The sequence below is a fragment of the Pseudomonas sp. NPDC087817 genome (assembly GCF_044742875.1).
GTDB lineage: Bacteria > Pseudomonadota > Gammaproteobacteria > Pseudomonadales > Pseudomonadaceae > Aquipseudomonas.
The window spans coordinates 199,218-225,694 of sequence record NZ_JBIUVJ010000004.1 but is presented as its reverse complement, the minus strand read 5'-3'; the positions used below and the strand labels follow the sequence as shown (position 1 = coordinate 225,694).

Below are 26,477 nucleotides of genomic sequence, written 5' to 3'. Positions count from 1 at the left end.
GTAGTCGTCGGTCGCAAACAAATACCACAGGACAATGCAAAAGGCCCGCACATGGCGGGCCTTCCTGGGGCATCGAAGCGATTTCAGAGACTGCTCGCCAGGTTGCCACCGGTCATCCGCCGACGGTAAGCGCTGTCACGATTGGCCAGCCAGAAATACAGCGGCGACGTCACCAGCAACCCCACCAGCCACGACAGGTCTGCGCCGTTGATGTGCGCCGACACCGGGCCGACGTACAGCGGCGTGTTCATGAACGGGATCTGCACAGCGATGCCGATCGCGTAGGCCAGCAAGGCCTGCGGGTTGTAACGCCCGTAGATGCCGCCGTCGACCTGGAAGATCGACTGGATGTCGTACTTGCCCTTGTGGATCGCGTAGAAGTCGATCAGGTTGATTGCCGTCCACGGCACCAATACCACCAGCAGCACCAGCACCATGTCGACGAAGTGACCGATGAAGTCCTTTGAGGCGCCCACGGCGGCAAAGCAGCAGCCCAGCAACACGATGATCGAGATCACCGCACGGCTCTTGGCGGTCGGAATCCAGCGATAGGCGAAGGTCTGCACCAGGGTGATCAGCGACAGCACTGCGCCATACAGGTTGAGGGCGTTGTGGCTGATCACGCTGAGCAGGAACAGCACCAGCATCAGCGGGCCGATGGAGCCGGTGGCGAGTTTGACCGCGTCCATGGTGTCCATGCCCACCGGTGTCGCCAGCACGGCAACGGCACCGAAGATGAACGCCAGGCTCGACCCCAGTGCCGAGCCCAGATAGGTGGTCCAGAACGTCGACGACACCTTTACATCGGCCGGCAGATAACGCGAGTAGTCGGAAACATAAGGCGCAAACGCGATCTGCCACAACGCCGCCAGCGACACGGTGGCCAGCCAGCCGGAGAGGTTGAAGCTGCCCCGGGTGAGGAAATCATCGGTCTGGATGTGCGTGAAGATGTAGCCGAAACCGACGACGATGCCGATCCCCAGCACCCAAGTGCCGATGCGGTTGAGCACGTGAATGAAGCGGTAGCCGATGATGCCGATGATCCCCGAACCGAAGGCGCCGATGACGATGCCGACCGGCACCGGAACGCTGTCGACCACGCCATGCAGCGACTTGCCCGCGAGCACGATGTTGGAAGCGAAGAAGCCGATGTACATGACGCCGGCAATCAGCACCACCAGCAGCGCGCCGAGGGAACCGAACTGGGCGCGGCTCTGGATCATCTGCGGAATGCCCATCTGCGGGCCTTGCGCCGAGTGCAGCGCCATCAGCACACCGCCAACCAAGTGGCCGACCAGAATGGCGACGATGCCCCACACCAGATTCAAGTGAAACAGCTGCACGCCCAGCGCGCCGGTAACAATCGGCAACGGCGCGATGTTGCCGCCGAACCACAGCGTGAACAGATCCCTGACCTTTCCGTGGCGATCTTCGGGGGGCACGTATCCTATCGTGTGTTTTTCAATGAGCGGGGCGGACGTTGTTGCAGAGGTGGACATGACGAACTCCAAGGCAAGGATGAGTACGTGGACGTACTTCGGTAAGCGCCGACACGGACGGCGCATTTCTTGTTGAAGCGATCATGTGCAAAGGTTCGGGAGAGATAAATTAGTAAGTTTGTTGCTATAGACCTTAAAAAAAGTATGCCGCGCGTGGCGGGGCTGTCCGGTATGTTCAGTCTTCACTCTTATCTGAATTTGCACAGTCCTGTGGCGAGGGGATTTATCCCCGATGGGCTGCGCAGCGGCCCTTGGTTTTAGAGTCAAAAGTGTGGCCGCTGCGCGACCCATCGGGGATAAATCCCCTCGCCACAGATGAGTCCATTTGCCACAAAAGTGATGTCAGGCTGATCCACCGGAGGTTCCATGGCCGCCTACAACCTGCGCCAGCTCAAATATTTCGTCACCACCGCCGACTGCGGCAGCGTTGCCGAGGCCTCGCGCAAGCTCTATATCGCCCAGCCGTCGGTGTCGACCGCCATCAAGCATCTGGAAGAAAGCTTTGGCGTGCAGCTGTTCATTCGTCATCACGCCCAGGGCGTCTCCCTGACGCCGAGCGGTTCGCGGTTTTATCGCAAGGCTATGGAACTGTTGCGGGTGGCCCACGAGTTCGAGCAGAACGCTCTCGCCGATAACGACGTGGTGTCCGGCCAGATCGATATCGGCTGTTTCGAAACGGTTGCGCCGCTGTACCTGCCACGGCTGATCGCCGGCTTCAAGGAACGCTGGCCGGGGGTGGAAATCCGCATTCGCGACGGTGAGCAACAGGAGTTGGTACAGGCGCTGACCGCCGGCAGCATCGACATGGCCATGCTGTTCGAACATGACCTCGACAGCACCATCGAAACCACGCCACTGATGCCGCCCCAACAGCCGTACGCCTTGCTGCCGGCCAATCACCGCTTTGCCCAGCAGGCGAAAGTCTCGCTGCATGAGCTGGTGCTGGAACCGATGATTCTGCTCGACGTGGTGCCGAGCCGGACCTACTTCGTGAGCATCTTTGAAGAGCGCGGCTTGACCCCGCACATCGTGTTCAGCTCACCGTCGATTGAAATGGTGCGGGGCATGGTCGGCAGTGGCTTCGGCTTTTCGATTCTGGTGACCAAACCGTTCAGCGATTACACCTACGACGGCCAGAAAGTCGTGTGCGTGCCGCTGGCAGAAAGCGTGACTGGTTCGGGATTGTCGGCCGCGTGGCTGCGACGCGTGCAACTGACCAAACCGGTGCAGTTGTTTGTCGATCATTGCCGGGAGGAGTTGGCTCGGCTGTACTCCTGAGTAGCGCCGAGCCGGTTTTCAGCCGCTGATAGACGCCAGCATCCGATGCAGCATTGCATCGCAGGCCTGCAGTTGAGCGAGGCTGACGAACTCATCCGGTTTGTGGCCTTGATCCATGCTGCCGGGGCCACAGACCACGGTGGCAATCCCTGCCGCATTGAACAGGCCGCCCTCGGTACCAAACGCCACCGTGCCGAATTCACTTGAACCGCAGAACGCGGCAATCAGCTCGGCGGCCTGACTGTGCGCATCGGTGGCCAGGCCCGGATAGGCCGACAATTCGCTGAAGCGGATATCGGCGTGTTCGCTGACTGCACGCATGCGCGGCAGCAGCTGTTGTTCGGCGTAGGTTTTCAGCGCGGCGGCGACCAGAGCGGGATCCTGCGAGGGCAGGGCACGGATCTCGAAGTCGAAGCGACAGTCGGCGGGGACGATATTCAAGGCCTTGCCGCCGCTGATCACGCCGGTTTGCACGGTGCTGTAAGGCGGGTCGAAGCGTGCGTCGTGATGCTCCGGCGCTTTCAGTTGCTGGCCGAGGCGCCCGAGTTCGCCGATCAATTCGGCGGCGTATTCGATGGCATTTACACCCAGCGGCGCATAAGCGGAATGACACGGGTGGCCGTGCACGTCACAGCGCATCGCCAGTTTGCCCTTGTGCCCGAGCACCGGTTTCAGTTCGGTGGGTTCACCAATGATGCACAGCAGCGGCTTGATCGGACGCTGTTCCAGGACCTTGAGCAGCGAGCGCACGCCGAGGCAGCCGACTTCTTCGTCGTAGGAGAGGGCGATGTGCACCGGCATGCGCAATGCTGCGTTCACCAACGCGGGTACCAGGGCGAGCACGCAAGCGATGTAGCCCTTCATGTCCGCCGTACCGCGACCGAACAGTTTGCCGTCGCGCTCGCTGAGTTCGAACGGCGGCAATGTCCACGGCTGGCCATCGACCGGCACCACATCGGTGTGCCCGGACAGCACGATGCCCGGTTGATCCGCCGGGCCAATGGTCGCGAACAGGTTGGCCTTGCTGCGCTCATCGTTGTAGATCAGCGCGCACGGCACATCGAAGCGGGCGAGGTAATCGCGGACGAACTCGATCAACTGCAAGTTGGATTCACGGCTGGTGGTGTCAAACCCCACCAGCGCCTTGAGCAACTCAATGCTGCTGTTCATCGATCATCTCCGGCGACGCCGTAGCCCGGGGCCTTGGCCGGGTCGAGGGCGCGGTCGATGTAGTCCTGCAGTTGCGGCTGGTAGGCGTCCCAGAGTTTCTGTAACTGGCCGATCGGGTTTTCATCAGCCCAATCGACCCGCAGGTTGACGATCGGCCAGGTCTGCTCGCCGACTACCACCACGGCGGCCGAATGCACCGGACCGGCTTCACCGCCGAGTGCCTGGGCGGCGTGCAGGGCTTTGAGCAGGCGGTCGGTCAACTGGCCTTCAGCGTCTTCAAAGGCGCTGACCATGGCTTCGATCACCGAACGCCCGGCGAGCATGTTGCCGGCCGCCACACATTGTTCGCCGGCTACCGCGTTGTGCACACCGAGGGTTTGCGCGCCGCTGAAATGTGCGGTCTGGCCGAGGTGGTTGATCGCGGTTATCTGGCGGTACTGGCTGTAGCCGTTGCGGGTCAGCACTTTGTCCAGTGCGTCGTCCGGTGCCAGGCCTTGCTCCATCAACGCGAGGACTTCCGGGCCGAGCGACGGCAGGGTGATGTTCTGGCTCGACACTGCGCCCACGCCGGGCAACAGCCACGGGCAGCGCGCGCCTACAGCGATGCTGGAGGAACTGATGGCGACACCGAACTGGCCGGTTTCGGGGCAACGTGCGGCGATGGAAAAAGTCATGGTTATGCTCCTTGTTGTGTGTGTCCCGGCCTCTTCGCGAGAAGGCTCGCTCCCACAGGGAAATGCATTTCAAGCAGGTAGGATGAGGTACCTGTGCTGGCCTCATCGCTGGCAAGCCAGCTCCCACAGTAATTTGTGTATGTCACAGACTTTGTGAACACCCCCGATACCTGTGGGAGCTGGCTTGCCAGCGATGGCCGCGACTCGGTCTGTCGACTTACCCCGGAATTACCGCCACCACATCAATTTCCCAAAGTGATCTGTGTATGTCACAGAATTTGTGAACACCCCCGATAACTGTGGGAGCTGGCTTGCCAGCGATGGCGGCGATGCGGTCTCCCGATTTACTCGGGAATCACTGCAATCACATCAATCTCCATCAGCCACTGTGGCTGCCCCAGCGCCGAGACCACCAGACCGGTCGAAATCGGGAACACACCCTTGAGCCACTTGCCGACTTCGCCATACACCGCTTCGCGATAACGCGGGTCGATCAGGTAAGTGGTGGTCTTGACGATGTGGCTCATGTCGCTGCCGGCTTCTTCCAGCAGTTGTTTGACGTTGCGCATGGCTTGTTCAGCCTGCGCACGCGGATCGCCGAGACCCACCAGGTTGCCGTCGAAATCAGTGCCGACCTGACCCCGGACATAAATGGTGTTGCCAGCGCGGACGGCCTGGCACAGATCGTTATCCAGCGTCTGGTTCGGATAGGTGTCTTTGGTGTTGAACATGCGAATACGGGTGTGCGTTGGCTGGCTCATGGAAAGCTCCTGACGAATAAAGGCACGGCGCAATCGGCGCCGGTGCGAAAAAGGAAATCAAGCTTCGACGGTGTCGGCAGCCTTGTGTTGGGCGCCCGCATGCAGAGCGGCTTCACGCTGCTCGGCATCGCGATAGTCGAGATACTTGCGCTGGGTGGCGATGTGATCAGCGACATGTTTGGCGTCATGCCACACGCCCCAGATAAACGACGAGCCCCGCCGCGACTGCCACGGCAGGCCTAGGAAATACACGCCCGGCTCACTCGACACGCCACGCTGATGCACCGGTTTGCCCTTGTCATCGAACGCCGCGACTTGCAGCCACGAGTAATCCACTGCAAACCCGGTGGCCCAGATGATCGAGGTGACACCAGCCTTGGCCAGATCCAGATCGGCCAGCGGATTTTTCACGCACTCCGGGTCCGGATAGGTCTCGCGTGCTTCAGGTTCTTCCGGCAGGTCCAAGCCGTTACGCTCGATGTAGGCGTCAGCGGCATCCAGCAGCGCCAGATAGTTCTCATCACCGCGAGTGAGGTTGCCGAGCAGATCCTGCTTGAAAGTCACCACGCCGTCGTTGAACGACTCGGTCACGCCGACCAGGGTCATGCCGCGATGGGCCAGACCACGGAAATCGATGGTGCGCCCGCCATGGGCTCCGCTGACCGCAATGGTCACGTGCTCGCGGCCGGGTTTCATCGCCGCTTGATCCCACTCGCCAAGCACCCCCAGCCACCAGCAGAAATCACGATTGCGATAGGCGCGAGGCGGGCGGTCATGCGCACCAACGGAGAGGTAAACCTGCTTGCCGGAGCGCTGCAGTTCATCGGCAATCTGCACGCCCGACGAACCCGCGCCGACCACCAGCACTGCGCCTGCAGGCAGTTGCTGCGGATTGCGATAGTCAGCGGAGTGAATCTGCAACAGGCGTTCGTCTTGGGGGGCAATCGCCGGGATCACCGGTTTCTGAAACGGGCCGGTCGCCGCCACCACGCGGGCGGCCTCGATCACGCCTTCGGACGTCTCGACGGTGAAGCCCGGGCGACCGATATTGCGCACCACGCTTTTGACGTCGACGCCGGTGCGGATCGGTGCATTGAATTTCTTCGCATAGGCCTCGAAGTAATCGGCCACGCGTTCTTTCGGGGCGAAACCGTCGGGATCGACGTCATCGAATTCAAGACCAGGAAAGCGGTCGTGCCACGCCGGACCGTTGGCGACCAGCGAATCCCAACGCCCGGTGCGCCAGCGCTCGGCAATACGATTGCGCTCCAGTACCAGGTGCGGCACACCCAGTTTGCTCAGGTGTTCGCTCATGGCCACGCCTGCCTGGCCGGCACCCACGATCAGCGTGTCTGTTTTTATTATTTCAGTGGTCATCTCTACATCCTTCCTAGCAAGGCAGTGGATTCGGGCGCTGTTGGCTTGTCCGTTTTGCTTGCGGTCAGACTAGGGAGGAGGGGGGTATCGGTAAAATATTATTAAGCTGGTATGTGAAGATAAAATTCTGATGCAGAGGGCTGAAAGCCTTTAAATACGGGCATTTCCTGGAAGAGCAATAGCAAGGTTTGCGTACAAAAAAGCAATGTCTGAGTGATTATCGTGGCGAGGGGATTTATCCCCGATGGACTGCGAAGCAGGCCCATTCTTTTTGGGGCCGCTGCGCGACCCATCGGGGATAAATCCCCTCGCCACAAATGCAGCAACACGCGAGCGCTATTAGCGGTTAAGGAACGCCAGCAGATCCTCATTCAACGCCTGCGCATGCGTCACCGCAAAACCATGCGGCGCACCGGCATAGACCTTCAGTTCAGCACCCTTGATCTGCGCCGCTGCCTGCTTGCCGGTGGTTTCGAACGGCACGATCTGGTCGCCGTCGCCGTGGATCACCAAGGTCGGCACATCGATTTTGGCCAGGTCCGCACGGAAGTCGGTTTCGGAAAACGCGGTGACGCAATCCACCGTGCCTTTGAGTGAGGCCAGCAGCGCGACATTCAGGGTTTGCGTGAGCACGCCGTCAGAGACTTTCTGGCCCTGATTGGTGCCATAGAACGGTGCGGCGAAATCGGCGATGAACTGCGCGCGATCCTTCAGCAGGCCAGCCTTGATGCCGTCGAACACCGACGTGTCGACGCCCTCAGGGAAGTCGGCTTTCTTGCCGAACAGCGGCGTTACCGCGCCCAGCAACACCAGGCCGGCAACGCGCTCGCTACTGTGGCGGGCAATGTAGCGGCTGACATCACCGCCGCCCATGGAGAAGCCCACCAGGGTCACTTCACGCAGATCCAGATGGTTGATCAACTGCGCGATGTCATCGGCAAAGGTGTCGTAGTCGTAACCGGTCCACGGCTGATCGGAACGACCGAAACCGCGACGGTCGAAGGCAATAGTGCGATAACCGCGGCTGCTCAGGTATTCCATCTGGTATTCCCACATGTCGGCATCCAGCGGCCAGCCGTGGCTGAACAGCACGGGCTTACCGCTGCCCCAGTCCTTGTAATAGATTTCGGTGCCGTCTTGGGTCTTCAACGTGCTCATGGAAACTCCTGCGTTTGAGGTCATTCGTGGGCATAGCAGCCGCCACTATCTGCGCAAAATCCGCTGACAACTTGTACGCAGGTGCTAAGTTTGCCCGCCGCTTGCGCAACCAACTTTCATCAAGAGTTGTAAGATGCAACCGCACGAAACTGTCGTTTGCCGGAGACACCTGAAATGAAGCGCAAAAGTCTTGAGGGTAATGCCTGCCCCGTCGCCCGCACGCTGGATCTGATTGGCGACTGGTGGTCGTTGTTGATCGTCCGTGATGCGCTGGATGGCATTCGCAGATTCAGTGATTTCCAGAAGAATCTGGATATCGCCAAGAACATGCTCAGCGCCCGCCTCAAAAGCCTGGTGGAGCAGGGGATCCTGCAGACGGTGCCCGCCGCTGACGGCGGCGCCTATAAGGAATACGTGCTGACGGATCGCGGCAAAGCCTTGCAAACGGTGATCGTCGCGTTGTCGCAGTGGGGCGGCGAGTTCATGTACGCACCGGGCGAGCCGGGCTCGGTGATGGTCGATGCGAAGCATCGGCAGCCGATTCGCAAGCTGGAATTGATGGCCGCTGATGGCCGTCTATTAGCGCCGGAAGACGTGGCGACCAAGCTGAGTGTTGAGCATTGACGGACGAGGTCTGTTGCGGTTGTCTGTGACGTTCACCTGATAGTTGCCAGGCTTAATGGTTGTATTTTTATTGATGTTCTTTGACTGGCAGAAGGCGCAAAAGAGTTGGATGACTTTATGTCAGCGACTGTAAAGGTCATCAATACTCGCTTCTCGCTTTCTTTTCAGTACGAGTCGATCTACACCGTTAGAGATCGCGAACTGTTGACTTACAAGAGAATGATTGAATCTTGATGATAAGTGAGCTATTCCAGCGCTTCCTGGATGAGGAACTTGACTGGCGAATTTGTGAATTGTTGCGCACGGAAATTTTCACTTCCCAACAGTCCGACGGGGTCGTGTGCATTCGTGAGTTCACTTTTAATCTGTTTGATGTCGTGATTGATTTTGAAGCGCGTACAGTCGTGGTGAGGGATGTGCTATTGCCGGAAAGTGATGCAGGTGCGGTCATGTCACTGGACGAGTTTACAAGTGTCTGCAAGCTTTGATGGATCAGGTGTGAGGCAGTCGTTTCGGTGGAGCAGGGGATTCTGCAGACGGTGCCCGCCCCTGACGGCGGCGCCTATAAGGAATACGTGCTGACGGAGCGCGGCAAAGCCTTGCAAACGATGATCGTCGCGTTGTCGCAGTGGGTCGGCGAGTCATGTACACACCGGGCGAGCTGGACTCGGTGATGGTCGATGCGATGCATCGGCAGCCTATTCGCAAGCTGGAATTGATGGCCGCTGATGGCCCCGTGCTGGCACCGGAGGATGGCGCAACCCGCCTGGCTGTTGAGCACTGATTGGCGAAGGCGCTACGTCGCGGAGCCGTGGTAGCTCCCATTGTTCAATCCTCGATACAAACCCGACGCAAGGTCGAAACGATTGTTTGACGCCAAAATGGTGGCCATCTAGTATCGAGCCACTATTGTGATGTCACTTTCCGTCTCGAGGGATCGAACATGTACTCACCCGTCCTCGTGACGAGGTTGTGCGTAGCGTTGCTGTACCTGCCTTCAGTCCAAAGTGCTTTCGCTGCACCCACTCCTGGTGAAACCGACCTGATTCGCGAACGTCAGAATCGCTTGCTCGAAGAGCAGCAGCCAAGCCTCGAAGAACTGATACCAAGTGAAAGTTTTGGGGTTTCGAGGGCCTTGTGATGACTAGAGTTATTGAGATGGATGCAGTTTCAAAAGCTATTGCCGTTTCAGAGTTGTTTAGTGTTGTTCTACTTGATCGTCTGGGTCAGGAGGCGTTATACGGTTCGAAGGAGTGCTCAAGCAATATTTTTCTGGTTGATAACGTGGGAAACGTAGTTTGGCAGGTGAGTTCTGATTTTGATTCGGATGGGGGGGCATTCACCCATATTTTTGTGGAGGGGGGACAGCTCAAAGCTTACAGGTGGGATGGTGGTAGTTATAACCTCGACTTTCAAACAGGCAGAGCGGTTCCGAGCCAGTTATTGAAATGAGTCATCCCGGTGAGAGATGAATGGTGAGGAGTAAATGGGGACAGGCCACGTTTAGATAAAGGGGGTTTGGCTACGGCTTTCAAATTTACTCAAAAAAGCCTGGTCTGTCCCCGTTTTCTCCCGTCTCTCTTTGACCGATTGCTAAAAGTGTTTGGGAGAAGCACATCAAAGGGATGAAACCTGAGGGTGTCAAAATCTCAAATAATTTAAAGGGTCTTTAGTCTATGAAGATTGAGAATGAAGAAGGCCAACTCCTAAATGTTATTGCTGATATCGGCGCCTTGGAGTGGCGGAAGTATCGGCAGAGGTTTCCTGAGGTGTGGGTTGGAAATGAAATTCGGCGAGAAGATCATTCTGCTTTTCCCCCTTTTATCGCTTTCAGGTTTAAGTGTGTTGCCGAAGATGAAATTGATAAGTTGAGGGTCGCGGTGGATGGCTACAAGGGGGCTTTGCCATGGTCGTTTGTTGGTCGGTCACGCGAAAATCTACCGGGGACTAACTTTATGATCGCTCCCACAAGGCTGTTGGAGGCGAGTGAATGCGGTATGACAAATATGGCTGCTGCAGTGTATTTATCTATTCACGAACCGCTACTTGGCCCACTGGCGTACGAGGATTTGGTTGGGTTGGCGGATCATATTCGCTCGGAGTTTTCGTTGTGTTAACTACTGTTGTGTTTAGGCAAGATATTAAAAGTGGGTGTGTTTATCTAGATGATCATATCGAGATTGGAAAAGATTTAACGTTCACTGCGCTTGTTGAGCAGGGTGTTAAATTTGATGGTGAAATAGATATGGGTAATGGCTGGATGCTGTTTTCCAGTTGGAATCATTGCATTTTAGGTCGCCAAGTTAATGTGAGTTTCGGTTTTTTCAAAGGTTGTCTGAAAAAATTTGGGTTCGCATTGATAAGTGGTAATGGGCGTGATCTCGAAGGGCTAAAGATCAAACACGACGCCTTATTAAATGAGCTGTTTGGTATTCCTCAGAAAAAAAATGAAATTCTAATAGCTTATGATTTTGTATGGGGGACTGTATCTTCACAATTGGACCCAAGAGGTGGTTCGTGTAGCGTGGAGTTCTATTGGAAGTGAATGTGGAGAAAAAGCCTGCATGGTTTCCGATTGAGATTGATAGCCACGTTTTCCGCCTACCTAACGCTCAGCAATACGATCCGCGAAATTCCAGTTGAGTAGACTGGTCGAGACATGGAGTAAATGGGGGGAGACCAAGTTCAATATAATTGGCTGAAAAAATACGTAAAATTTTGCCGACATTTTAGCCTTGCTGCCCGCTAAGCTTTCAGTTCGACCCATTGAAAGGATTCTGTACTTGAAAGTTTTTTTGAGCTTTGCCAAAGCTTGGCCTTGTATTTTACATGACGTAGACGACGCCATTCTTTCCTGTCGTTCGGTTTTGGTGAAATATAAAGCTTGTTTGGGGTAGAGGTAAGTGGGGGTGTTGATTTTGTTTTGGGCCTATTTATTGTTCATTTGTTGAGTTGAGTAGCCGATATGGCGTTTTATATAGAGATGGATAGAACTGCAGAGACTAAGGAGTATGTTGAGTATACGTTTGGCCGCGGGATGGAGGTGGGTTTGATAAGGCTGGATAAAATAAAGGGAACTATTGCTGTTCTAAGGGAGTGTCCATTGGATGCGAAAGGTCAATGGTCAGATAGAGTCGGTATGAAATTGGCTCGTTTTTTCGTGAGTGGCGAGTTTCCTGAAAAAACCCAGTGGGCGTCTTGATAGAAAAAGCGACGTGTGCGCCGTGATGCTGGAGTTGATGTGCAGGAAGCCGATCCAGTAAAGACTGACGCAAAACACCAGCCATTGATGACTTCAAGCCGATGAGCGGTGTATAGCCGTTGCGGATCTGCAGAAGAGGCGAGTCTTCGGATTATTGACTGTGGTAACCCCTAATGAATGAATCCTATGGCGTGAAGTGCGAGCAGTGTGGAGGCAATTTGATCTTCATCGAAGAAGGAAGTACCCAGGGAACACGATGCGATCAGTGTGACTGGTCGGTAGTGACAACGAATATGCCCGGCATCCAGCTGGATAGGTGCAGGTATGAAATTCGCTGTCGCGGCGACTATCGGAATCAAGCCCAGGTAAAGGCTGTCTCCGAGGTGACGGGTCAAAATTATTTGATTTCCAGGCTTACACTCCAGCAAAGCGATGCTCTGGTATTCAGCGGTCAGGCGCAGGAGGTCTTACAGGCTAGAAATATTCTTGTGTCAGCGGGTGTTGTTTGTAAAATTACGCCTGATTTTCCTGGATATGAATAAAAATCTGGCGATAGGAGCAGTTTTTTCGGAGGCGGGCTATGAATCAACAACAGCAGGACTTGATGATTGATCTGGTGTCGCATCGGATCTCAACAGACTGTTTTCTTGAGTCCTTATTTAATGGTGGGGATATCCCCGAAGATTACCTGCGTGCTGAACTGGAAACTGCGCTTGAAATTAAAGACGCTGACAGCGTGGAATGCTTGCTGATATTCGGTACGGTGTTCGGTTTCACTCAAGACTGTGCGGATGTGTTATGCCGCTTACTCGTTGAAGAATGGCACATCAGTCACGAGGATATTGCAAGGGAGTTGAAGGTTTTCAGATACCCTGGGGCGGTCGACTATTTATTCAAGACGGCGCTGACCTGCTATCCGTATATCGCTTCCGAGCATGCTCTGGGTGTGAAATGCATTTATGCTTTACACGAGATCGGTACAGATAAGGCTAGAGAAAAATTGCAATTGCTGGCCAAGGTTGATAACGCTGAAATGTCCGAGCGTGCACGCCGTTTATTGGCGCGAGTGTGATGTTGCTTTAAAAGTGGTTGAGTTCGCAGGCAGGAATATGCATTTTCCGATTTAAAATAAAAAGCCCCGAATTGCTCGGGGCTTTTTATTTCGGCTGGCCATCGGCAGTGACTTAACGAAACGCCGGCACCACGTGCTTGATAAACAACTCCAACGACTTCTTCTTCTCCGCATGCGGCAAGCTGTTGTCACACCAGAAACTGAACTCATCCACCCCCAGCTCCTGGTAATACTTGATCCGCGGAATAATCTCTTCCGGCGTACCAATCATCGCCGTTTTGTGCAGGCTCTCCAGCTCAAACTCCGGACGCCCGGCAAACTTCTCTTCCGGGCTCGGCGCGAGGAAGCCGTTCACCGGGGTTTGCTTGTTGCCGAACCACGCATCGAAGGTGCGGTAGAAACGTGAAATAGCTTTCGCGCCGATTTTCCAGCCGTCCGGATCATCCGCCGTGTGCACGTGGGTGTGGCGCAGCACCATCAGTTGCGGGCGCGGCACATCAGGATTGTTGTCCAGGGCGGTCTGGAATTTGTTCTTCAGATCGAGGACTTCTTCGTCGCCCTTCATCAGCGGCGTGACCATCACGTTGCAGCCGTTGGCCACGGCGAAGTTGTGCGAATCCGGGTCACGGGCGGCGATCCACATTGGTGGGTTCGGCTGCTGAATCGGCTTCGGCACGCTGGTGGAAGTGGGGAATTTCCAGATGTCGCCGTCGTGGGCATAGTCGCCTTGCCACAGGGCGCGCACGACCGGGACCATTTCCCGCAGAGCCTGGCCGCCGGATGAGGCGGGCATGCCGCCGGCCATGCGATCGAATTCAACTTGATAAGCGCCGCGTGCGAGACCGACTTCCATGCGGCCGTTGCTGATCACGTCGAGCAGTGCACATTCGCCGGCCACCCGCAGCGGCTGCCAGAACGGCGCGATGATGGTGCCGGCGCCGAGGTGGATGGTAGTGGTTTTCGCGGCGAGGTAGGCGAGCAACGGCATCGGGCTCGGCGAGATGGTGTATTCCATGGCGTGGTGTTCGCCGATCCACACGGTGCTGAAACCGCCGGCCTCGGCCATCAGGGTCAGTTCGGTCAGGTCTTCGAACAGTTGACGGTGGCTGACGCTTTCGTCCCAGCGTTCCATGTGGATGAACAGGGAAAATTTCATGACGCTTCCTCGGATCTTTTGTTGTTTTGGCTACAAAACTGTAGGAGCGAGCCTGCTCGCGATAGCGGCGTGTCAGTCGCTATAGGCGTTGCCAGTAATACCGCTTTCGCGAGCAGGCTCGCTCCTACATTGGATTGTGTTTGCCTGAGGTCAGGCCAGGACGGGCAGGGCGCCCATCTTGCCGTGGCAGTAAACCAGCGGCCCGGCGATCTGTTCGGGAACGATGAGGTTCTTCACCGCGCCGACCATGATGGCGTGGTCGCCGCCTTCATATTCCCGCCACAACTCACACTCGATGATAGCTGTTGCATTGGCCAGGATCGGGTTGCCCAACTCGCTCAACGTCCACTCGATGCCTTGCGCCTTGTCCTTGCCTTTACGGGCGAAGGCGTAGGCTTCGCTTTGCTGGCCGCCGGACAGGACGTGAATCGCAAAACGCTTGTTCTTGATCAGGACAGGATAGGAGTCGGAACTGTAGTTGGGGCAGAACAGCACCAGGGCCGGGTCCATCGACAGCGAGCTGAAGGCGCTGGCGGTCAGGCCGACGATCTGTCCGTCGTCATCCAGGGTGGTGATCACGGTTACGCCGGACGGGAACGAACCCATGACTTGTTTGTAGATGGCCGCATCGATCATTGGACGATCCTCGGGTGTTGTGACGCTGTTTTTATGTGTTTGTTGGTCTGATGGTATACCACTATTTTATCTTTGCAAGGGCTTTTAAGCTGAACCGATAAACGTACCGCGTTCGTCGGAAACTCAATGTTTATGGGGCTTTCGGCTGGCCGCTGAGCTGCGGTATCAGCGAGGATGGCGCATCAGATAGCGCCGTAAACTACGGATCAGTCTTGTGAATTGTTTGGAATACCATAATATGGTTTGCATCTGAGGGGCGACCAGAGAGTCCTCCCGGTTTGGCTTCATACAACGATAAGAACAGACAAACTCGAGTTCATGCATATGTCCCAGATGTCCCGGCAAGATCCATTGATCGAGAATCACACGGTCGACTACGTCCCACTCGCGGAACGCCACGGGAAGGCCCGCGACCTTTTCACTCTTTGGTTCAGCACCAACATTGCGCCACTGCCCATCGTCACGGGCGCCATGGTGGTTCAGGTGTTCCATCTCGACTTACTCTGGGGGCTGCTGGCGATTGTGCTGGGGCACATGATCGGTGGGGTGGTGATTGCGCTGGCGTCGGCACAGGGCCCGCGCATGGGCATTCCGCAAATGGTTCAGAGCCGTGGCCAGTTCGGGCGTTACGGCGCGCTGTTGATCGTGTTCTTTGCGGCGATCATCTACATCGGTTTCTTCATTTCCAACATCGTGCTCGCCGGTAAATCCATCGTCGGGATTGCGCCGTCGGTGCCCGCGCCGTTGAGTATCCTGATCGGCGCGCTGGCCGCTACGGCGATCGGCGTGATCGGTTACAACTTCATCCATACGCTGAATCGCATCGGTACCTGGGTGATGGGCAGTGCGCTGCTGGCGGGATTCATTTACATCTTTGCCCATGACTTGCCGGCGGATTTTCTCAACCGTGGCAGTTTCAACCTGTCCGGCTGGCTGGCGACGGTGTCGCTGGGGATCATCTGGCAGATCAGCTTTTCGCCGTACGTCTCTGATTATTCGCGCTATCTGCCGGCGGACATCGGTATTGCCAAGCCATTCTGGGCCACCTATTTGGGCGCGACACTGGGCACGATTCTGTCGTTCAGTTTTGGCGCGGTGGCCGTGCTGGCGACTCCGGAAGGCACCGAAGCGATGGTCGCGGTCAAGCAGTCGACCGGTTGGCTGGGGCCGATTCTGATGGTGCTGTTCCTGCTCAATATCATCAGCCACAACGCGCTGAATCTGTACGGCGCGGTGCTGTCGATCATCACCTCGATCCAGACCTTCGCCAGCCAATGGACGCCGAGCATCAAGGTGCGCGTGGTGCTGTCGAGCGTGGTGCTGGCTGGTTGTTGTGTGGTGGCGCTCGGGGCGTCGGCGGATTTCATTTCCGAGTTCATCGGGCTGATTCTCGCGCTGTTGCTGGTGCTGGTGCCGTGGGCGTCGATCAACCTGATCGACTTCTACCTGATCAAGCGCGGCAACTACGACATCACCTCGATCTTCCGCGCCGACGGCGGGATTTACGGGCGCTTCAATCTGCACGCGATCATTGCCTATTTCATCGGCATCATCGTGCAGCTGCCGTTCGCCAATACCTCGCTGTACGTCGGGCCTTACGCCAACCTGGTCGATGGTGCGGATCTGTCGTGGCTGGTCGGCTTGGTGGTGACCGTTCCGCTGTATTACTGCCTGGCAACGCGCGGCCAGACGCAGCAGAGCAGGGCGGTGCGGTTGGGGCGTGGCGAGGGGATTTATCCCCGATCGGCTGCGAAGCAGTCGTGAAATCTGCGAATGCGGTGTCCTTTGGTTGAGGGGGCCGCTTCGCAACCCATCGGGGATAAATCCCCTCGCCACAAGTGATGCTCGCCCGGTCCTCCGCATTCCAGCGGTCATTCAAATTGGCCACATCGATCCCCTTTTGGCCAATCCCCCACTGTGATCCGTCTGCGCGGTCAGCAAGAATCAAAGCCATAACGAGACGCCAGACCTTTTTGCCCTCGGCGACCTTTAACGCCGCTGCCGTGTACAGAACATAAAAACCATCGAACTCACGCCGCTTTTTGGGGAAACAACCATGGTCACGATGAAACGCATTCTGGGTGCCACCGTGTGTGGGCTGACGCTGCTGGCCAGCGCCGTCCACGCCGAGCAGCGCGAACTGCGGGTGTACAACTGGGCGGATTACATCCTGCCGTCCGTGCCCAAGGATTTCGCCGCGAAAACCAACATCAAAGTGACCTGGGATACCTTCGACACCAACGAATCCCTGGAAGCCAAACTGCTGACCGGCAACTCCGGTTACGACCTGGTGGTGCCGTCGAACCAATTCCTTGATACGCAGATCAAGGCCGGCGTGTTCCAGAAACTCGACAAGACCAAGCTGCCGAACTGGAGCCATCAGGATCCGGAACTGTTGAAGCTGCTGGACAAAAACGACCCCGGCAATCAGTACGGCGTGCCCTACATGGTCGGTACCGTGCTGATCGGCTTCAACCCGGCCAAGGTCAAGGCGGCACTGGGCGACAACGCACCGGTGGACAGTTGGGATCTGGTGTTCAAACCCGAAAACATGGAGAAGCTCAAATCCTGTGGTGTGGCGATGCTCGATTCGCCCTCGGAGATCTTGCCGCTGGCCCTGCATTATCTCGGCCTCGACCCCAACAGCCAAAACCCTGCCGACTATGAAAAAGCCAAGGAGTTGATGCTCAAGGTTCGTCCGTACGTGACCTACTTCAACTCGGCCAAATACATGACAGACATCGCCAATGGCGATATCTGCGTGGCCATCGGTTACTCCGGCAGTTTCTATCAGTTCGGCAACCGCGCCAAAGAAGCGGGCAATGGCGTGGTGGTCGACTGGCGTTTGCCGAAGGAAGGCGCGCCGATCTGGTTCGATACCTTCGCCATTCCGAAGAGCGCGAAGAACGTCGCCGAGGCTCATGAATTCCTCAACACCCTGCTCGATCCGAAAGTCATTGCGCCGATCAGTGACTTCCTCGGTTACCCGAATGCGAACAAGGATTCGATGCCGTTGATCAACAAGGAAATCACCGGCAATCCGAACCTGACACCGACCCCCGAAGCGCTGAAAAACCTTTACGTCGTCCAGCCATTGCCGCAGAAGCTTGAGCGCGTACGGACCCGGGTCTGGACCAGCATCAAGTCCGACAAATAACCATCAGCACAATCCTGCAAGAGATTGTCGATGGACGAAGTATTTGTGCGGTCAGGGCGATTTTCTTCAATACCGAGGGCAGGGTGCTGGTTACTTTGAGCGCCTTGTTCCTCGTTTTGAAGAAGGTGTGCAATGAGTCTGATTGTTTCGATGGCGGCGTTTGCCCTCGCCGCGTCCATCACCCCCGGGCCGGTCAATATTGTGGCGCTGAGTGCCGGTGCGCAGTTCGGCTTTCGTGCCAGTCAGCGGCATGTCGCCGGGGCGACGCTGGGGTTTGTGCTGCTGTTGGTGCTGATGGGGTTGGGCCTGCATGAAGTGCTGAAGCTATGGCCGTTCATGACGCGGGTGGTGCAACTGGCGGGGGTGGCATTTCTGCTGTTCATGGCCTGGAAACTCGCCAGCGATGACGGGCAACTGAACACTGGCGATTCGGCACGTGCGCCGTCGATGCTCTATGGCGCAGTGATGCAATGGCTCAACCCCAAAGCCTGGCTGGCCTGCGTGGCCGGGATGGGCGCGTTTGTCGCCGATGGCGAGGCGCGGCTGGTCTGGCAATTTGCGGCGGTGTATCTGGTGATCTGCTATGTGTCGGTGGGCTGCTGGGTGTATGCCGGGACATTCTTGCGCGGGTACCTGGGGAATCCGGCAGGGATGCGCTTGTTCAATCGAGTGATGGCGGGGTTGTTGGCGGTCAGTGCGATCTACTTGCTGCTACCTTGACGAGGAGCAACCCTGACTCCAACGCTGACCTTTGTGGCGAGGGAGCTTGCTCCCGCTGGGTTGCGCAGCGACCCCAATCCGGCACAACCAGAGCTGCCAGATGTAGCGCATTCTTGCGGATTTGGGCGTGCTTCGCCCTCCTGCGGGAGCAATCTCCCTCGCCACAGACATCGATGCGTTCCGGTCAGCCGCGATACTGCCCCGGCGTCGCCGCTAGATGCTGTTTGAACGCGCGCTGAAAATGCGCCTGATCGGCAAACCCCGCTTCCAGCGCCACATCGGCGATCAACTGACCACTGCGCAAACGGCCACGGGCGAACTGGATGCGCTGGTTCACCAGAAACGCATGCGGGGTCATCCCGTAATACTGTTTGAAGGCGCGAATCAGGTACGACGGTGACAGCTGCGCCGCGAGGCAAATGTCATCCAGGCTGAGCAGATCCGTGCAATGTTCGCGGATGTAATCGGCGGCGCGTTCGAGCTTGAAATTCGGCTCGCGCACGGGCGCTTGCGCCGGGTTCAGGCGCAATTGCAGATCGCTGAAAAACTCCACTGCCACGCTCTGTTTGCGCAAGACGTCCTGTTGCTCGTCGATCAACACCTCGTACAGCCCGTTCAGATCGCCGAACAGCTTGGCGTCGGCGAGATGAGTGGTGGCAAACCGGCGAAACGCAAGCTCGGCACTGAAGCCCAGTTGATGTTGCAGATCGGTCAGCCATGGCGTCTCGACGTACAGCATCAGGTACGACCACGGCTGATCATCGATCGGGTTGCACGCATGCACATCACCGGGATTCATCAGCACCACGGTGCCCGCCGTGACTTCGAACTGCGCTTGTTCGTGTACATAGGTGCTGCGCCCGGCGGTGATCGCTCCAATCGAAAAATGCGCATGGGAATGCCGGGCGTAACACACCTCGCGACCATCGGCGATCGCCCGCGCCTCGATGAAGGGCAGGGCGTCGTCGCGCCAGAAGCGCGGGGCTTTTTCAGGGTTTTTCGCGGCAGCGTGTTTCATCAACGTCATTCCCGGCAGGCCAGCGCCCGAGTGTATTAGCTCTGGCCGGCAAAGGCCCGTTCCAGTTCGGCGATATCGAGTTTTTTCATCTGGAACATGGCCTGCATCGCCCGCTGGGATTTGCTGGTGTCCGGATCTTGCATCATGTACATGAACGCCACCGGCACGATCTGCCACGACACGCCAAACTTGTCTTTCAGCCAGCCACATTGCTGGGCTTCTACTGGCCCGCCGGCTGAGAGGTTGCCCCAAAAATGGTCGACTTCCTCCTGGTTCTGGCAATTGACCTGAAACGAGATGGCTTCGCTGAACTTGAACATCGGCCCGCCATTCAGCCCGGTGAAAGCATGGCCATCGAGTTCGAAACTGACGGTCATCACCGCACCTTCCGGCTTGCCGTGAAATTCCTGACCGACCTTGCTGTAGTGGGTCACGCCAGTGATTTTCGAGTGGTCGAAGATCGCGCAGTAGAACTTTGCGGCGGCTTCGGCCTGATCGTCGAACCACAGGCACGGTGTGAGTTTTTGAAAGCGTTGCATGACAGTCATCCTCGGCAGGTTAGACACGCAGGATTAACAGCGTAGTCAGTCCTTGGTCGACTGGCGGTGCCGTAGATCGACAAGTGCGCCGCGATTGGATTGTCGATAGACTTGCCGCCCCGATTTTGCCGCAAGGACGCTTCGCATCATGGTTGCCCCACGTTCCCTGTTTTTCGCCTGCCTGTTCGCTACAGCATCGGCCAGCGCGGCTCCCTTGAGCTGTCAGCTCCAGGACCCGGCCGGCAAGTACCTTGTCGACGTGCGTGTCGAGCAGCCGCCGACAGACAGCTTCGACCCGGTATCGGCGCAGATCATCCTGCGCGATAAAGTCAGCGGCGATGTGCTGCAAACAATCGCAACACCCGACGCTTCCGAGCTGTTGAAGACTGACGGCGCAGACCCAACCCTGCGCTGCGATGAACAGCGGCTGCTGGTGTTCGACGACTTCAATTTCGATGGTCAGCAGGATCTGGCCGTGCGCAACGGCAATGACGGTGGTTACGCGGCGGCGTCATACGACATTTACCTGTTCGATGCGGCGAATCCGCTATTGATGCCGAACAAGGCATTCTCCGCGCTGACCCGTGAGCCGAACCTGGGCATGTTCGAGATCGATAGCGCAGGCAAACGCCTGATCACCCGGTCGAAAAGCGGTTGCTGCTGGCGCCAGCGTGCGAGCTGGCAGGTTCAGGACCAGCGCCCGCTGCGCGTGGCTGAAACCATCGAAGTGGCGCAGGCGCCCTCCGAAGCCAATCCGTTCATGCCCAAAGGCTACACCGAAATCACCCAGCGCAATTTGCAGGGCGGTCAGTGGGTCGAGCAACGTCGTTTCGAAGGGCCGACAGGTGAGGCGCCGGTGATGTTGCGCGGCAAGCTCGACGGGAAAATCGCTTTCCAGTTGTGGTGGCAATTGCAGGGCGCTGTCTACATCGGCGAAGTGCGCTACAGCGGTGGCAGCGGCAAACCCATCCGACTGGTCGGCGAACCTTACGACGATGGCGGCATTGCCCTGCATGAGATCAGTGAGCAGGGCACGATTACCGGCAACTGGTTTATTGACGGTGAACCCGATGAGAACGGCTTCCAGGGCGGGACCTGGCACAGCGGGGACAATTCGTATTCCGTTGAATCGCGCCCGACCGGTTTCCATATTGCGCCGCAGAAACTCGCCGCGGTGGCGGCCGATCAACGCGAAGGGCGCTACGTCATGGTGACCGATGATCAGCGCTCGGCATGGCTGACATTGAAGATCACCCGCGATCCGCAGGGTAGCGAAGTGGCGTCCCTGCAGATGGCGGTCACGCAACCGGACAAACCGGCCGGTCAGGTGAATGAACAGTGGCCATTGTTGGCGGGCAATCTGCTGATCGCACAGAAACAAGTGACTGAGCCGCTCTACCGCGTACGTCTGCTCGACGGTGCCGTGTGGGTGGAAGCCTATGGCGAGTACGACGCTTTCCGGGGCACGTATCTGAAGCAACCGTAACCGGCGCGCACCATCAGAAATCCCAACGCGTGGTCAGTTGCAGGCTGCGCGGTTCGCCATAGAAGCCGGTGCCGAAGTTGCCGAGCCCGGTGTAGTAGTTTTTGTCGAACAGGTTCTTGATGTTGAGCGTGGTGCTCAGGTGCTCGTTGAAGCGATAGCGCGCCATCGCATCGACCAGGTAGTAACTGTCCTGAGTGATGCGCACGTTCTCGCCAGCATCGGGTTGGAACACGTTGCCGAAAAACTCGCTCTGCCAACTGACGCCGCCGCCCAGCGTCAGGTTCTGCCAGTGGCCGGGCAGTCGATAGCTGCTGAATAGCCGGATCAATTGCTCCGGTGCGGTGGTTTGCAGGATCGAGGCGTACACCGGGTTGCCGTGGGCATCGCGGGTGTGGTTGTAGGCGTAGCCGGCGGAGAGGTTCCAGCCGTCGGCCACCTCGCCCGCCAGTTCGAATTCAAAACCTTTGGTGGTCGCGCCTTGCACGGCGCGGTACACGGCCTCGTTGTCGAAGCCGCTGACCTGTTCGGCGACGTTGTCTTGCTCGATGCGAAACACGGCGAAACTGGCATTGAGTCGACCGTCGAAATACTCGGCCTTGATGCCCGCTTCATAGCTGTCGCCCTGCACCGGGTCGAGGACCTGGCGCGAGGCGTCTTTGCTGAGCTGCGGTTGATAGATGCGCGTGTAACTGGTGTACAGCGAATAGGTGTCGTCGAGGTCGTAGACCATGCCCGCGTACGGCGTAACCACACCGGTCTGGCGGTAGCCGTCGCGCACATCCGCTGTGGCCGGATCGCGGTAGTCGAGGTGGTCGCTGGCGGTGAAATCGCTGACCCGTCCGCCAAGGATCAACGCCAGATCGTCGCTGGCCTTGAAGCGCGTTGAAAAGTACGCGCCGGTCTGGCGCTGAACGATGGCGTCCGTGCCGATCTGCGGGATGTCGGGCTTGGGATATTCGCCACGCCAGTCAAAAATACTGCCATTGAGCGGCGGGTAGACCGAGCCGTAAACCGGGTTGTCCTGCCGGGTGTTCATCGACATGAAACCGATAAGCAGCTGATGTTCGCGACCGAACAGGCTGAACGCCCCGCCGAGGTTGATATCGACGTTGTCCTGCACCTCATCGCCCTTGAACTTGCCCATGTACAGAAACATGCCGTCGCCGGTTGCCGGGTCCGGATTGCCGCCGCTGGCCGAGCCGAGGAGGGTGTCGTGCTCGCGGTGTTTGCGGTCGTAGCTGAGTTTCAGCGTCCAGTCGTTTTGCAGTTGGTGGGCGAGGGCGGCGAACAGCGTCTGATTGATGAAATCGCGGCGGCTCCAGTCGGTGGCCGGGTTGAACGAGCGCGAGAAATGGGTCCGTGAACCGTCGCTGAAAAACATCGGGAACCCGGTCCAGCTCGCACCGCGCGAGCGGGTGTTCTGCTGGTCAAAACCGAGGGTCAGCAGCGTGTCCGGGGTCAGGTCGGCTTCGACGATGCCATAGGCAATGTCCTTGGTGTTTTGGTAGTGATCGGCGTGAGCGCTGCGCTGCTGATGGACGCCGACAAAGCGTGCGCGCACGTTGCCGCTGGCAGACAACGGGCCGGCAATATCGGTTTCAGTGCGAACGTTATCCCATGAACCGAGGCTGCCACTCAGCGCCGCCTGGAGCACTGGCGTCGGGCGTTTACGGATCAGATTGACCGTGGCCGACGGATCCCCCGAACCGGTCATCAGGCCGGTGGCGCCCTTGATGATTTCGACGCGGTCGAAGGTCGCCATGTCGGTGCTGGTGGTGCCGTAATCGTAGACCCCGTCGTAGTCGGTATTGACGCCGTCGTACTGGAAATTGCTGATCGGCGCGCCCCGACTGGAAAACTCCCAGCGCTCACTGTCGTAGTTCTGCACGCTGATGCCCGGCGCGCGACGCAGGACGTCGGCAATCGCGGTGGCGCCCTGGTCGTCGAGTTGCTGGCGGGTGATCACCGTGACCGATTGCGGGGTTTCGCGCAGGGACAGCGGCAGGCCGGTGGCCGATGACGATTGGCCGGTGGTGTAGGCGTGGCTGCCTTCGGTGATGGCGCCAAGCGGCTTGCCGGAAATCGTCGTGGCGTCCAGTTGCACGGGGCTTGCGGTATCGCTGATACGCAAGACAAAACCGCCGCCGTTTTGCTGCTGCGCTTGCAGGCCGCTGCCATCGAGGAGGATTTGCAAGGCTTGCCGCACGCTGTAATCGCCGTTGAGGCCGGGGCTGCGCTTGTCGGCGGCGAGATCGTTATGGCCGGCGAGGAACACGCCGCTCTGCTCGGCAAAACGGTTGAGCACCGTGACCAGTGGGCCGGCAGCGATGGAATAGTGATGCCTTGGCGCTTGATCGACAGCGGGCGCCGCCAGCGCCATCGACACGCACGCCCCCGGCAAGGCAGATGCCAGGGCCAGGGCGAAACGGCTGCGGGCGAGGGTGAAGCGCAACATGAATTTCCCGGGGCGATCAACGAAAAGAGGGGCTGCTGAGGGTCAACCGAACGAACCGGCAAAAAGGGAACCGTGCGCCGAAAAAATCACACGCTCGGCCCAACGCTGACCCACCAGTTGAAGGTTTTATCGACACGAATGGGCAGCGCCGCTTCCAACAAACGCAGGGCTTGATCGGTATCCTTGAGCGGGAACGAACCCATCACCGGCAGGCTCGCCACGGCCGGATCGCAGTGCATATGCCCCGGGCGATAACGGCTCAATTCTTCAATCAACTCGCCCAGCGGCAGGTTATCCGCCAGCAACAGGCCCTGACGCCAGGCCTCGCGGGACGGGCTGGCCGCCGCTGTTTTACCCAGGCGCCCGATGCTGAAGGCCAGTTGTTGGCCGGCCTGCACAACCTGGCTTTCGCCTTGCTGGTTACGCACTTCGACCGCGCCCTGATAGACATTGAGCAGGGTATTGCGCTCGTTTTGGCGCACGCTGAACCGCGTGCCCAGTGCGCGCATCCGTCCGTGCTCGGTATCGACCAGAAAGGCGCGGCCCAGCTCCTTGGCGGTGTCGATCAGCACTTCACCGGCATGCAATTGCAACAGGCGTTGCGTGGCGTCAAATCGCACATTCACGGCGCTCAGGGCGTTGAGCCAGATGCGGCTGCCGTCGCTGAGGGTGGCCTCGCGGGTTTCTCCAGTGCCGGTCGACAGATCCGCGCTGAGGCGTTCGACCATCGGCGTACTGCGCCACGCGGCCCAACCGGTCAGCCCGGTCGCCGCCAGAATCAACAGCCCTTTGAGCGACTGTCGACGGCTGATCGAGGTGCGTGTGCTGGTGCGCAGGGTGTGGCTGATAGCGTGGGCTTCGTTATCGCCCTGCAACGGCGCAAAGCGCTGGCCGACGCGTTCGACATAACGCCAGGCAGCCTGATGCTCAGGACTTTGCGCCAGCCACGCCTGCCAGCTCAGGCGCTCGTGCTCGGCGACGTGGTCGTCATGCAATTGCACGTACCACTGCGCCGCCTGTTCAAGGCTGGCGTGGCTGAGCTTGTTCACCGGGCTATTCAATCAGCAGACCATCGAGTTCGGCTTCGAGCATGGCGCAATGCATCATCGCCTGAGCCAGGTATTTCTTGATCATCCGCTCGCTGACGCCGAGCTGTTCGGCGATCAGTTTGTAGGGCATGCCATGCAGTTGCGCGAGGATGAATGCATCGCTGACCCGCTGTGGCAGACGCTGCAACATGGCGTCCACTTCGTGCAGGGTTTCGACGATGATCGCCTGTTGCTCGGGCGAGGGCTGCAAGTCCGCTGGGCGACTGGCCAGGGTTTCCAGCCAGGTCTGCTCCAGTTGCCGACGTCGCCAGTGATCGACGCACAGGCCCCGGGCAATGGTCGCCAGATAGGAGCGTTCGTGAACTTCGCCATTGAAGGTTTGCGGACGCTTGAGCACGCGGATGAAGGTGTCGTGCGCCAGGTCCGCCGCATCCATCGCGTTGCTCAGGCGCCGACGCAATAGCTCATGCAGCCAGCGGTGATGGCTGAGGTAGAGATTCTGCACGAGAGAGGCGTCGGCGACCGTCATCAGAGCAAGCGTCCAGAGCGACCGTTACGGGTCTAAATAAGAATGGGTCGCGATTAAAGCAAAAGGACGGATGGTGTGCAAATGATATTGGTTTGCTTTTGGGTGGTTGGGATGACGGGCGTGGAGTTGTGTAGTCTTAATGACAATTCAGTGAGTCAAAATGACTTTTATTGATCTGGGTCAAATTGACTCTTTTTTTCGCAAGTAGCTGATTTTATGGGGGAGGAAATCTGGCACAAGAATTGAAACGGCTTCTGTACCTACTCAGGAGTACCGCGCTATGTTCACCTTCTTCGAAAGTCCGCTGAACGTTCTGCACCTGTCGAGCAAAGTGCTCGTCGCTGGCCTGATTGTCTTGCTGGCGGGTATTTACGGCGCTTATCTGTACCAAGGCAACATGCCAATCGCGCTGCTGGTGGCCATGCACGCCATGACCATCCTCGGCCCGACCTTGCTGAAAATCGGCTACGTCATGCGCCTGCTGGCGCAGTATCAGACCCGCCGCACACTCGCCATCCACTGATTTCCTGTGGGAGCTGGGTTGCCAGCGAGGAGGCCAGCAGCCCCGACATCCAGGTTGCCTGACCCAACGCCATCGCTGGCAAGCCAGCTCCCACAAGTGCGCGGCGTATGCAAGACCCATGTCTCGACGATGATTCCTGCATCATCGGCGTTCAGCGATCATCAGCAACGACTGCGGCACCGGGCTCTGCGGGTGCTGGCGCAGTACCAGACCCGTAGCTCGCTGATCATCCAGACAGCACACTGAAACCCTGTGGGAGCTGGCTTGCCAGCGATGAGGCCAGCAGCCATGACATCAAGGTTGCCTGACCCAACGCCATCGCTGGCAAGCCAGCTCCCACAAGTGCGCGGCGTATGCAAGACCCATGTCTCGACGATGATTCCTGCATCATCGG

26 protein-coding genes and 1 pseudogene are annotated in these 26,477 nt (G+C 58.0%); 14 read left to right on the top strand and 13 right to left on the bottom strand.

What is annotated here, in order from left to right; all coding sequences use genetic code 11:
- Positions 1–83 precede the first annotated feature (83 nt).
- On the bottom strand, positions 84–1,499 hold the full coding sequence (locus ACIONG_RS06155) for a cytosine permease (RefSeq protein WP_103303463.1): 1,416 nt from the start codon (positions 1,497–1,499) through the stop codon (positions 84–86).
- Between the two features lie 366 nt (positions 1,500–1,865).
- Between ACIONG_RS06155 and ACIONG_RS06150 the strand changes: the two genes are divergently transcribed.
- Complete coding sequence (locus tag ACIONG_RS06150) at positions 1,866–2,777, top strand: LysR family transcriptional regulator (protein WP_401297445.1); 912 nt, start codon at positions 1,866–1,868, stop codon at positions 2,775–2,777.
- An 18-nt stretch (positions 2,778–2,795) separates the two neighbouring features.
- Here ACIONG_RS06150 and argE read toward each other — a convergent pair whose 3' ends face one another.
- From argE to ACIONG_RS06125, 5 genes are all read right to left on the bottom strand, one after another.
- Entirely contained in the window at positions 2,796–3,947 is a 1,152-nt protein-coding gene (gene argE / locus ACIONG_RS06145; protein WP_401297443.1) for an acetylornithine deacetylase, read from the bottom strand.
- Positions 3,944–4,621 carry a DUF1028 domain-containing protein gene (locus tag ACIONG_RS06140; RefSeq protein WP_401297441.1) on the bottom strand — a complete coding sequence of 226 codons (678 nt, stop codon included), beginning with the start codon at positions 4,619–4,621 and terminating at the stop codon, positions 3,944–3,946. Before ACIONG_RS06140 ends, argE begins: the two co-directional genes overlap by 4 nt.
- 344 nt (positions 4,622–4,965) lie before the next feature.
- Positions 4,966–5,382 carry a RidA family protein gene (locus ACIONG_RS06135; RefSeq protein WP_038367990.1) on the bottom strand — a complete coding sequence of 139 codons (417 nt, stop codon included), beginning with the start codon at positions 5,380–5,382 and terminating at the stop codon, positions 4,966–4,968.
- A gap of 57 nt (positions 5,383–5,439) precedes the next feature.
- The gene (locus tag ACIONG_RS06130; protein ID WP_401297438.1) at positions 5,440–6,759 is read right to left on the bottom strand and encodes a flavin-containing monooxygenase; all 1,320 of its coding nucleotides are present in this window, start codon (positions 6,757–6,759) and stop codon (positions 5,440–5,442) included.
- A 339-nt stretch (positions 6,760–7,098) separates the two neighbouring features.
- Entirely contained in the window at positions 7,099–7,917 is an 819-nt protein-coding gene (locus ACIONG_RS06125) for an alpha/beta fold hydrolase (RefSeq protein ID WP_401297436.1), read from the bottom strand.
- 174 nt (positions 7,918–8,091) lie between these two features.
- On the opposite strand from ACIONG_RS06125, the gene ACIONG_RS06120 reads away from it, so the two are divergent.
- The 8 genes and pseudogenes from ACIONG_RS06120 (at position 8,092) to ACIONG_RS06085 (ending at position 12,815) form a co-directional block, all read left to right on the top strand.
- On the top strand, positions 8,092–8,541 hold the full coding sequence (locus ACIONG_RS06120) for a helix-turn-helix domain-containing protein (protein WP_315446537.1): 450 nt from the start codon (positions 8,092–8,094) through the stop codon (positions 8,539–8,541).
- 230 nt (positions 8,542–8,771) lie between these two features.
- The gene (locus ACIONG_RS06115) at positions 8,772–9,029 is read left to right on the top strand and encodes a hypothetical protein (protein ID WP_401297434.1); all 258 of its coding nucleotides are present in this window, start codon (positions 8,772–8,774) and stop codon (positions 9,027–9,029) included.
- 27 nt (positions 9,030–9,056) lie between these two features.
- A pseudogene (locus ACIONG_RS06110) lies at positions 9,057–9,325 on the top strand (winged helix-turn-helix transcriptional regulator); the annotation flags it as partial.
- A 356-nt stretch (positions 9,326–9,681) separates the two neighbouring features.
- Positions 9,682–9,993 (top strand): hypothetical protein, encoded by a 312-nt coding sequence (locus ACIONG_RS06105; protein ID WP_213028378.1) that lies wholly within the window; start codon positions 9,682–9,684, stop codon positions 9,991–9,993.
- 224 nt (positions 9,994–10,217) lie between these two features.
- Positions 10,218–10,658 carry a hypothetical protein gene (locus tag ACIONG_RS06100; RefSeq protein WP_401297432.1) on the top strand — a complete coding sequence of 147 codons (441 nt, stop codon included), beginning with the start codon at positions 10,218–10,220 and terminating at the stop codon, positions 10,656–10,658.
- Complete coding sequence (locus tag ACIONG_RS06095) at positions 10,652–11,086, top strand: hypothetical protein (protein ID WP_401297430.1); 435 nt, start codon at positions 10,652–10,654, stop codon at positions 11,084–11,086. Before ACIONG_RS06100 ends, ACIONG_RS06095 begins: the two co-directional genes overlap by 7 nt.
- 830 nt (positions 11,087–11,916) lie before the next feature.
- Complete coding sequence (locus ACIONG_RS06090; RefSeq protein ID WP_401297428.1) at positions 11,917–12,285, top strand: hypothetical protein; 369 nt, start codon at positions 11,917–11,919, stop codon at positions 12,283–12,285.
- A gap of 38 nt (positions 12,286–12,323) precedes the next feature.
- On the top strand, positions 12,324–12,815 hold the full coding sequence (locus ACIONG_RS06085; protein ID WP_401297426.1) for a hypothetical protein: 492 nt from the start codon (positions 12,324–12,326) through the stop codon (positions 12,813–12,815).
- A 112-nt stretch (positions 12,816–12,927) separates the two neighbouring features.
- Here the strand turns inward: ACIONG_RS06085 and ACIONG_RS06080 are convergent, their stop codons facing one another.
- Positions 12,928–13,971, bottom strand: a complete 1,044-nt coding sequence (locus tag ACIONG_RS06080) for an LLM class flavin-dependent oxidoreductase (RefSeq protein WP_401297424.1) — start codon at positions 13,969–13,971, stop codon at positions 12,928–12,930.
- Positions 13,972–14,121: 150 nt separating this feature from the next.
- Positions 14,122–14,607: a flavin reductase family protein gene (locus ACIONG_RS06075; protein ID WP_016987069.1), complete on the bottom strand. Its 486-nt coding sequence runs from the start codon at positions 14,605–14,607 to the stop codon at positions 14,122–14,124.
- 324 nt (positions 14,608–14,931) lie between these two features.
- Between ACIONG_RS06075 and ACIONG_RS06070 the strand changes: the two genes are divergently transcribed.
- The 3 genes from ACIONG_RS06070 to ACIONG_RS06060 all read left to right on the top strand — a co-directional run bounded on the left by ACIONG_RS06070 (position 14,932) and on the right by ACIONG_RS06060 (position 18,484).
- Positions 14,932–16,371, top strand: a complete 1,440-nt coding sequence (locus ACIONG_RS06070) for a purine-cytosine permease family protein (RefSeq protein ID WP_401297422.1) — start codon at positions 14,932–14,934, stop codon at positions 16,369–16,371.
- Between the two features lie 292 nt (positions 16,372–16,663).
- Positions 16,664–17,764, top strand: a complete 1,101-nt coding sequence (locus ACIONG_RS06065) for a polyamine ABC transporter substrate-binding protein (protein WP_401297420.1) — start codon at positions 16,664–16,666, stop codon at positions 17,762–17,764.
- A gap of 132 nt (positions 17,765–17,896) precedes the next feature.
- A complete protein-coding gene (locus ACIONG_RS06060; protein WP_401297418.1) occupies positions 17,897–18,484 on the top strand; it encodes a LysE family translocator in 588 nt (195 codons plus the stop codon).
- Positions 18,485–18,668: 184 nt separating this feature from the next.
- Here ACIONG_RS06060 and ACIONG_RS06055 read toward each other — a convergent pair whose 3' ends face one another.
- Complete coding sequence (locus ACIONG_RS06055) at positions 18,669–19,502, bottom strand: helix-turn-helix domain-containing protein (RefSeq protein WP_401297416.1); 834 nt, start codon at positions 19,500–19,502, stop codon at positions 18,669–18,671.
- 35 nt (positions 19,503–19,537) lie between these two features.
- A complete protein-coding gene (locus ACIONG_RS06050) occupies positions 19,538–20,041 on the bottom strand; it encodes a VOC family protein (protein ID WP_401297414.1) in 504 nt (167 codons plus the stop codon).
- A gap of 148 nt (positions 20,042–20,189) precedes the next feature.
- On the opposite strand from ACIONG_RS06050, the gene ACIONG_RS06045 reads away from it, so the two are divergent.
- Entirely contained in the window at positions 20,190–21,527 is a 1,338-nt protein-coding gene (locus ACIONG_RS06045; RefSeq protein ID WP_401297412.1) for an XAC2610-related protein, read from the top strand.
- 13 nt (positions 21,528–21,540) lie between these two features.
- On the opposite strand, the gene ACIONG_RS06040 is transcribed toward ACIONG_RS06045, so the two are convergent.
- From ACIONG_RS06040 to ACIONG_RS06030, 3 genes are all read right to left on the bottom strand, one after another.
- Positions 21,541–23,982, bottom strand: a complete 2,442-nt coding sequence (locus tag ACIONG_RS06040) for a TonB-dependent siderophore receptor (RefSeq protein ID WP_401297410.1) — start codon at positions 23,980–23,982, stop codon at positions 21,541–21,543.
- A gap of 86 nt (positions 23,983–24,068) precedes the next feature.
- Positions 24,069–25,031, bottom strand: coding sequence for a FecR domain-containing protein (locus ACIONG_RS06035; RefSeq protein ID WP_401297408.1), 963 nt, complete (start codon positions 25,029–25,031; stop codon positions 24,069–24,071).
- Between the two features lie 4 nt (positions 25,032–25,035).
- Entirely contained in the window at positions 25,036–25,560 is a 525-nt protein-coding gene (locus ACIONG_RS06030) for a sigma-70 family RNA polymerase sigma factor (RefSeq protein ID WP_103303488.1), read from the bottom strand.
- A 280-nt stretch (positions 25,561–25,840) separates the two neighbouring features.
- Between ACIONG_RS06030 and ACIONG_RS06025 the strand changes: the two genes are divergently transcribed.
- The gene (locus ACIONG_RS06025; protein WP_213028393.1) at positions 25,841–26,083 is read left to right on the top strand and encodes a transmembrane sensor/regulator PpyR; all 243 of its coding nucleotides are present in this window, start codon (positions 25,841–25,843) and stop codon (positions 26,081–26,083) included.
- Positions 26,084–26,477 lie beyond the last annotated feature (394 nt).

Excerpts from the sequence above, each read along its gene's own strand:
- ACIONG_RS06060 (WP_401297418.1), top strand. The coding sequence starts at position 17,897 with ATGAGTCTGATTGTTTCGATGGCGGCGTTTGCCCTCGCCGCGTCCATC.
- ACIONG_RS06050 (WP_401297414.1), bottom strand. The coding sequence starts at position 20,041 with ATGCAACGCTTTCAAAAACTCACACCGTGCCTGTGGTTCGACGATCAG.
- ACIONG_RS06135 (WP_038367990.1), bottom strand. The coding sequence starts at position 5,382 with ATGAGCCAGCCAACGCACACCCGTATTCGCATGTTCAACACCAAAGAC.
- ACIONG_RS06140 (WP_401297441.1), bottom strand. The coding sequence starts at position 4,621 with ATGACTTTTTCCATCGCCGCACGTTGCCCCGAAACCGGCCAGTTCGGT.
- ACIONG_RS06075 (WP_016987069.1), bottom strand. The coding sequence starts at position 14,607 with ATGATCGATGCGGCCATCTACAAACAAGTCATGGGTTCGTTCCCGTCC.
- ACIONG_RS06090 (WP_401297428.1), top strand. The coding sequence starts at position 11,917 with ATGAATGAATCCTATGGCGTGAAGTGCGAGCAGTGTGGAGGCAATTTG.
- ACIONG_RS06100 (WP_401297432.1), top strand. The coding sequence starts at position 10,218 with ATGAAGATTGAGAATGAAGAAGGCCAACTCCTAAATGTTATTGCTGAT.
- ACIONG_RS06055 (WP_401297416.1), bottom strand. The coding sequence starts at position 19,502 with ATGAAACACGCTGCCGCGAAAAACCCTGAAAAAGCCCCGCGCTTCTGG.
- ACIONG_RS06120 (WP_315446537.1), top strand. The coding sequence starts at position 8,092 with ATGAAGCGCAAAAGTCTTGAGGGTAATGCCTGCCCCGTCGCCCGCACG.
- ACIONG_RS06070 (WP_401297422.1), top strand. The coding sequence starts at position 14,932 with ATGTCCCAGATGTCCCGGCAAGATCCATTGATCGAGAATCACACGGTC.
- ACIONG_RS06125 (WP_401297436.1), bottom strand. The coding sequence starts at position 7,917 with ATGAGCACGTTGAAGACCCAAGACGGCACCGAAATCTATTACAAGGAC.
- ACIONG_RS06025 (WP_213028393.1), top strand. The coding sequence starts at position 25,841 with ATGTTCACCTTCTTCGAAAGTCCGCTGAACGTTCTGCACCTGTCGAGC.
- ACIONG_RS06085 (WP_401297426.1), top strand. The coding sequence starts at position 12,324 with ATGAATCAACAACAGCAGGACTTGATGATTGATCTGGTGTCGCATCGG.
- ACIONG_RS06105 (WP_213028378.1), top strand. The coding sequence starts at position 9,682 with ATGACTAGAGTTATTGAGATGGATGCAGTTTCAAAAGCTATTGCCGTT.
- argE (WP_401297443.1), bottom strand. The coding sequence starts at position 3,947 with ATGAACAGCAGCATTGAGTTGCTCAAGGCGCTGGTGGGGTTTGACACC.
- ACIONG_RS06065 (WP_401297420.1), top strand. The coding sequence starts at position 16,664 with ATGGTCACGATGAAACGCATTCTGGGTGCCACCGTGTGTGGGCTGACG.
- ACIONG_RS06030 (WP_103303488.1), bottom strand. The coding sequence starts at position 25,560 with ATGACGGTCGCCGACGCCTCTCTCGTGCAGAATCTCTACCTCAGCCAT.
- ACIONG_RS06045 (WP_401297412.1), top strand. The coding sequence starts at position 20,190 with ATGGTTGCCCCACGTTCCCTGTTTTTCGCCTGCCTGTTCGCTACAGCA.
- ACIONG_RS06130 (WP_401297438.1), bottom strand. The coding sequence starts at position 6,759 with ATGACCACTGAAATAATAAAAACAGACACGCTGATCGTGGGTGCCGGC.
- ACIONG_RS06040 (WP_401297410.1), bottom strand. The coding sequence starts at position 23,982 with ATGTTGCGCTTCACCCTCGCCCGCAGCCGTTTCGCCCTGGCCCTGGCA.
- ACIONG_RS06080 (WP_401297424.1), bottom strand. The coding sequence starts at position 13,971 with ATGAAATTTTCCCTGTTCATCCACATGGAACGCTGGGACGAAAGCGTC.
- ACIONG_RS06155 (WP_103303463.1), bottom strand. The coding sequence starts at position 1,499 with ATGTCCACCTCTGCAACAACGTCCGCCCCGCTCATTGAAAAACACACG.
- ACIONG_RS06150 (WP_401297445.1), top strand. The coding sequence starts at position 1,866 with ATGGCCGCCTACAACCTGCGCCAGCTCAAATATTTCGTCACCACCGCC.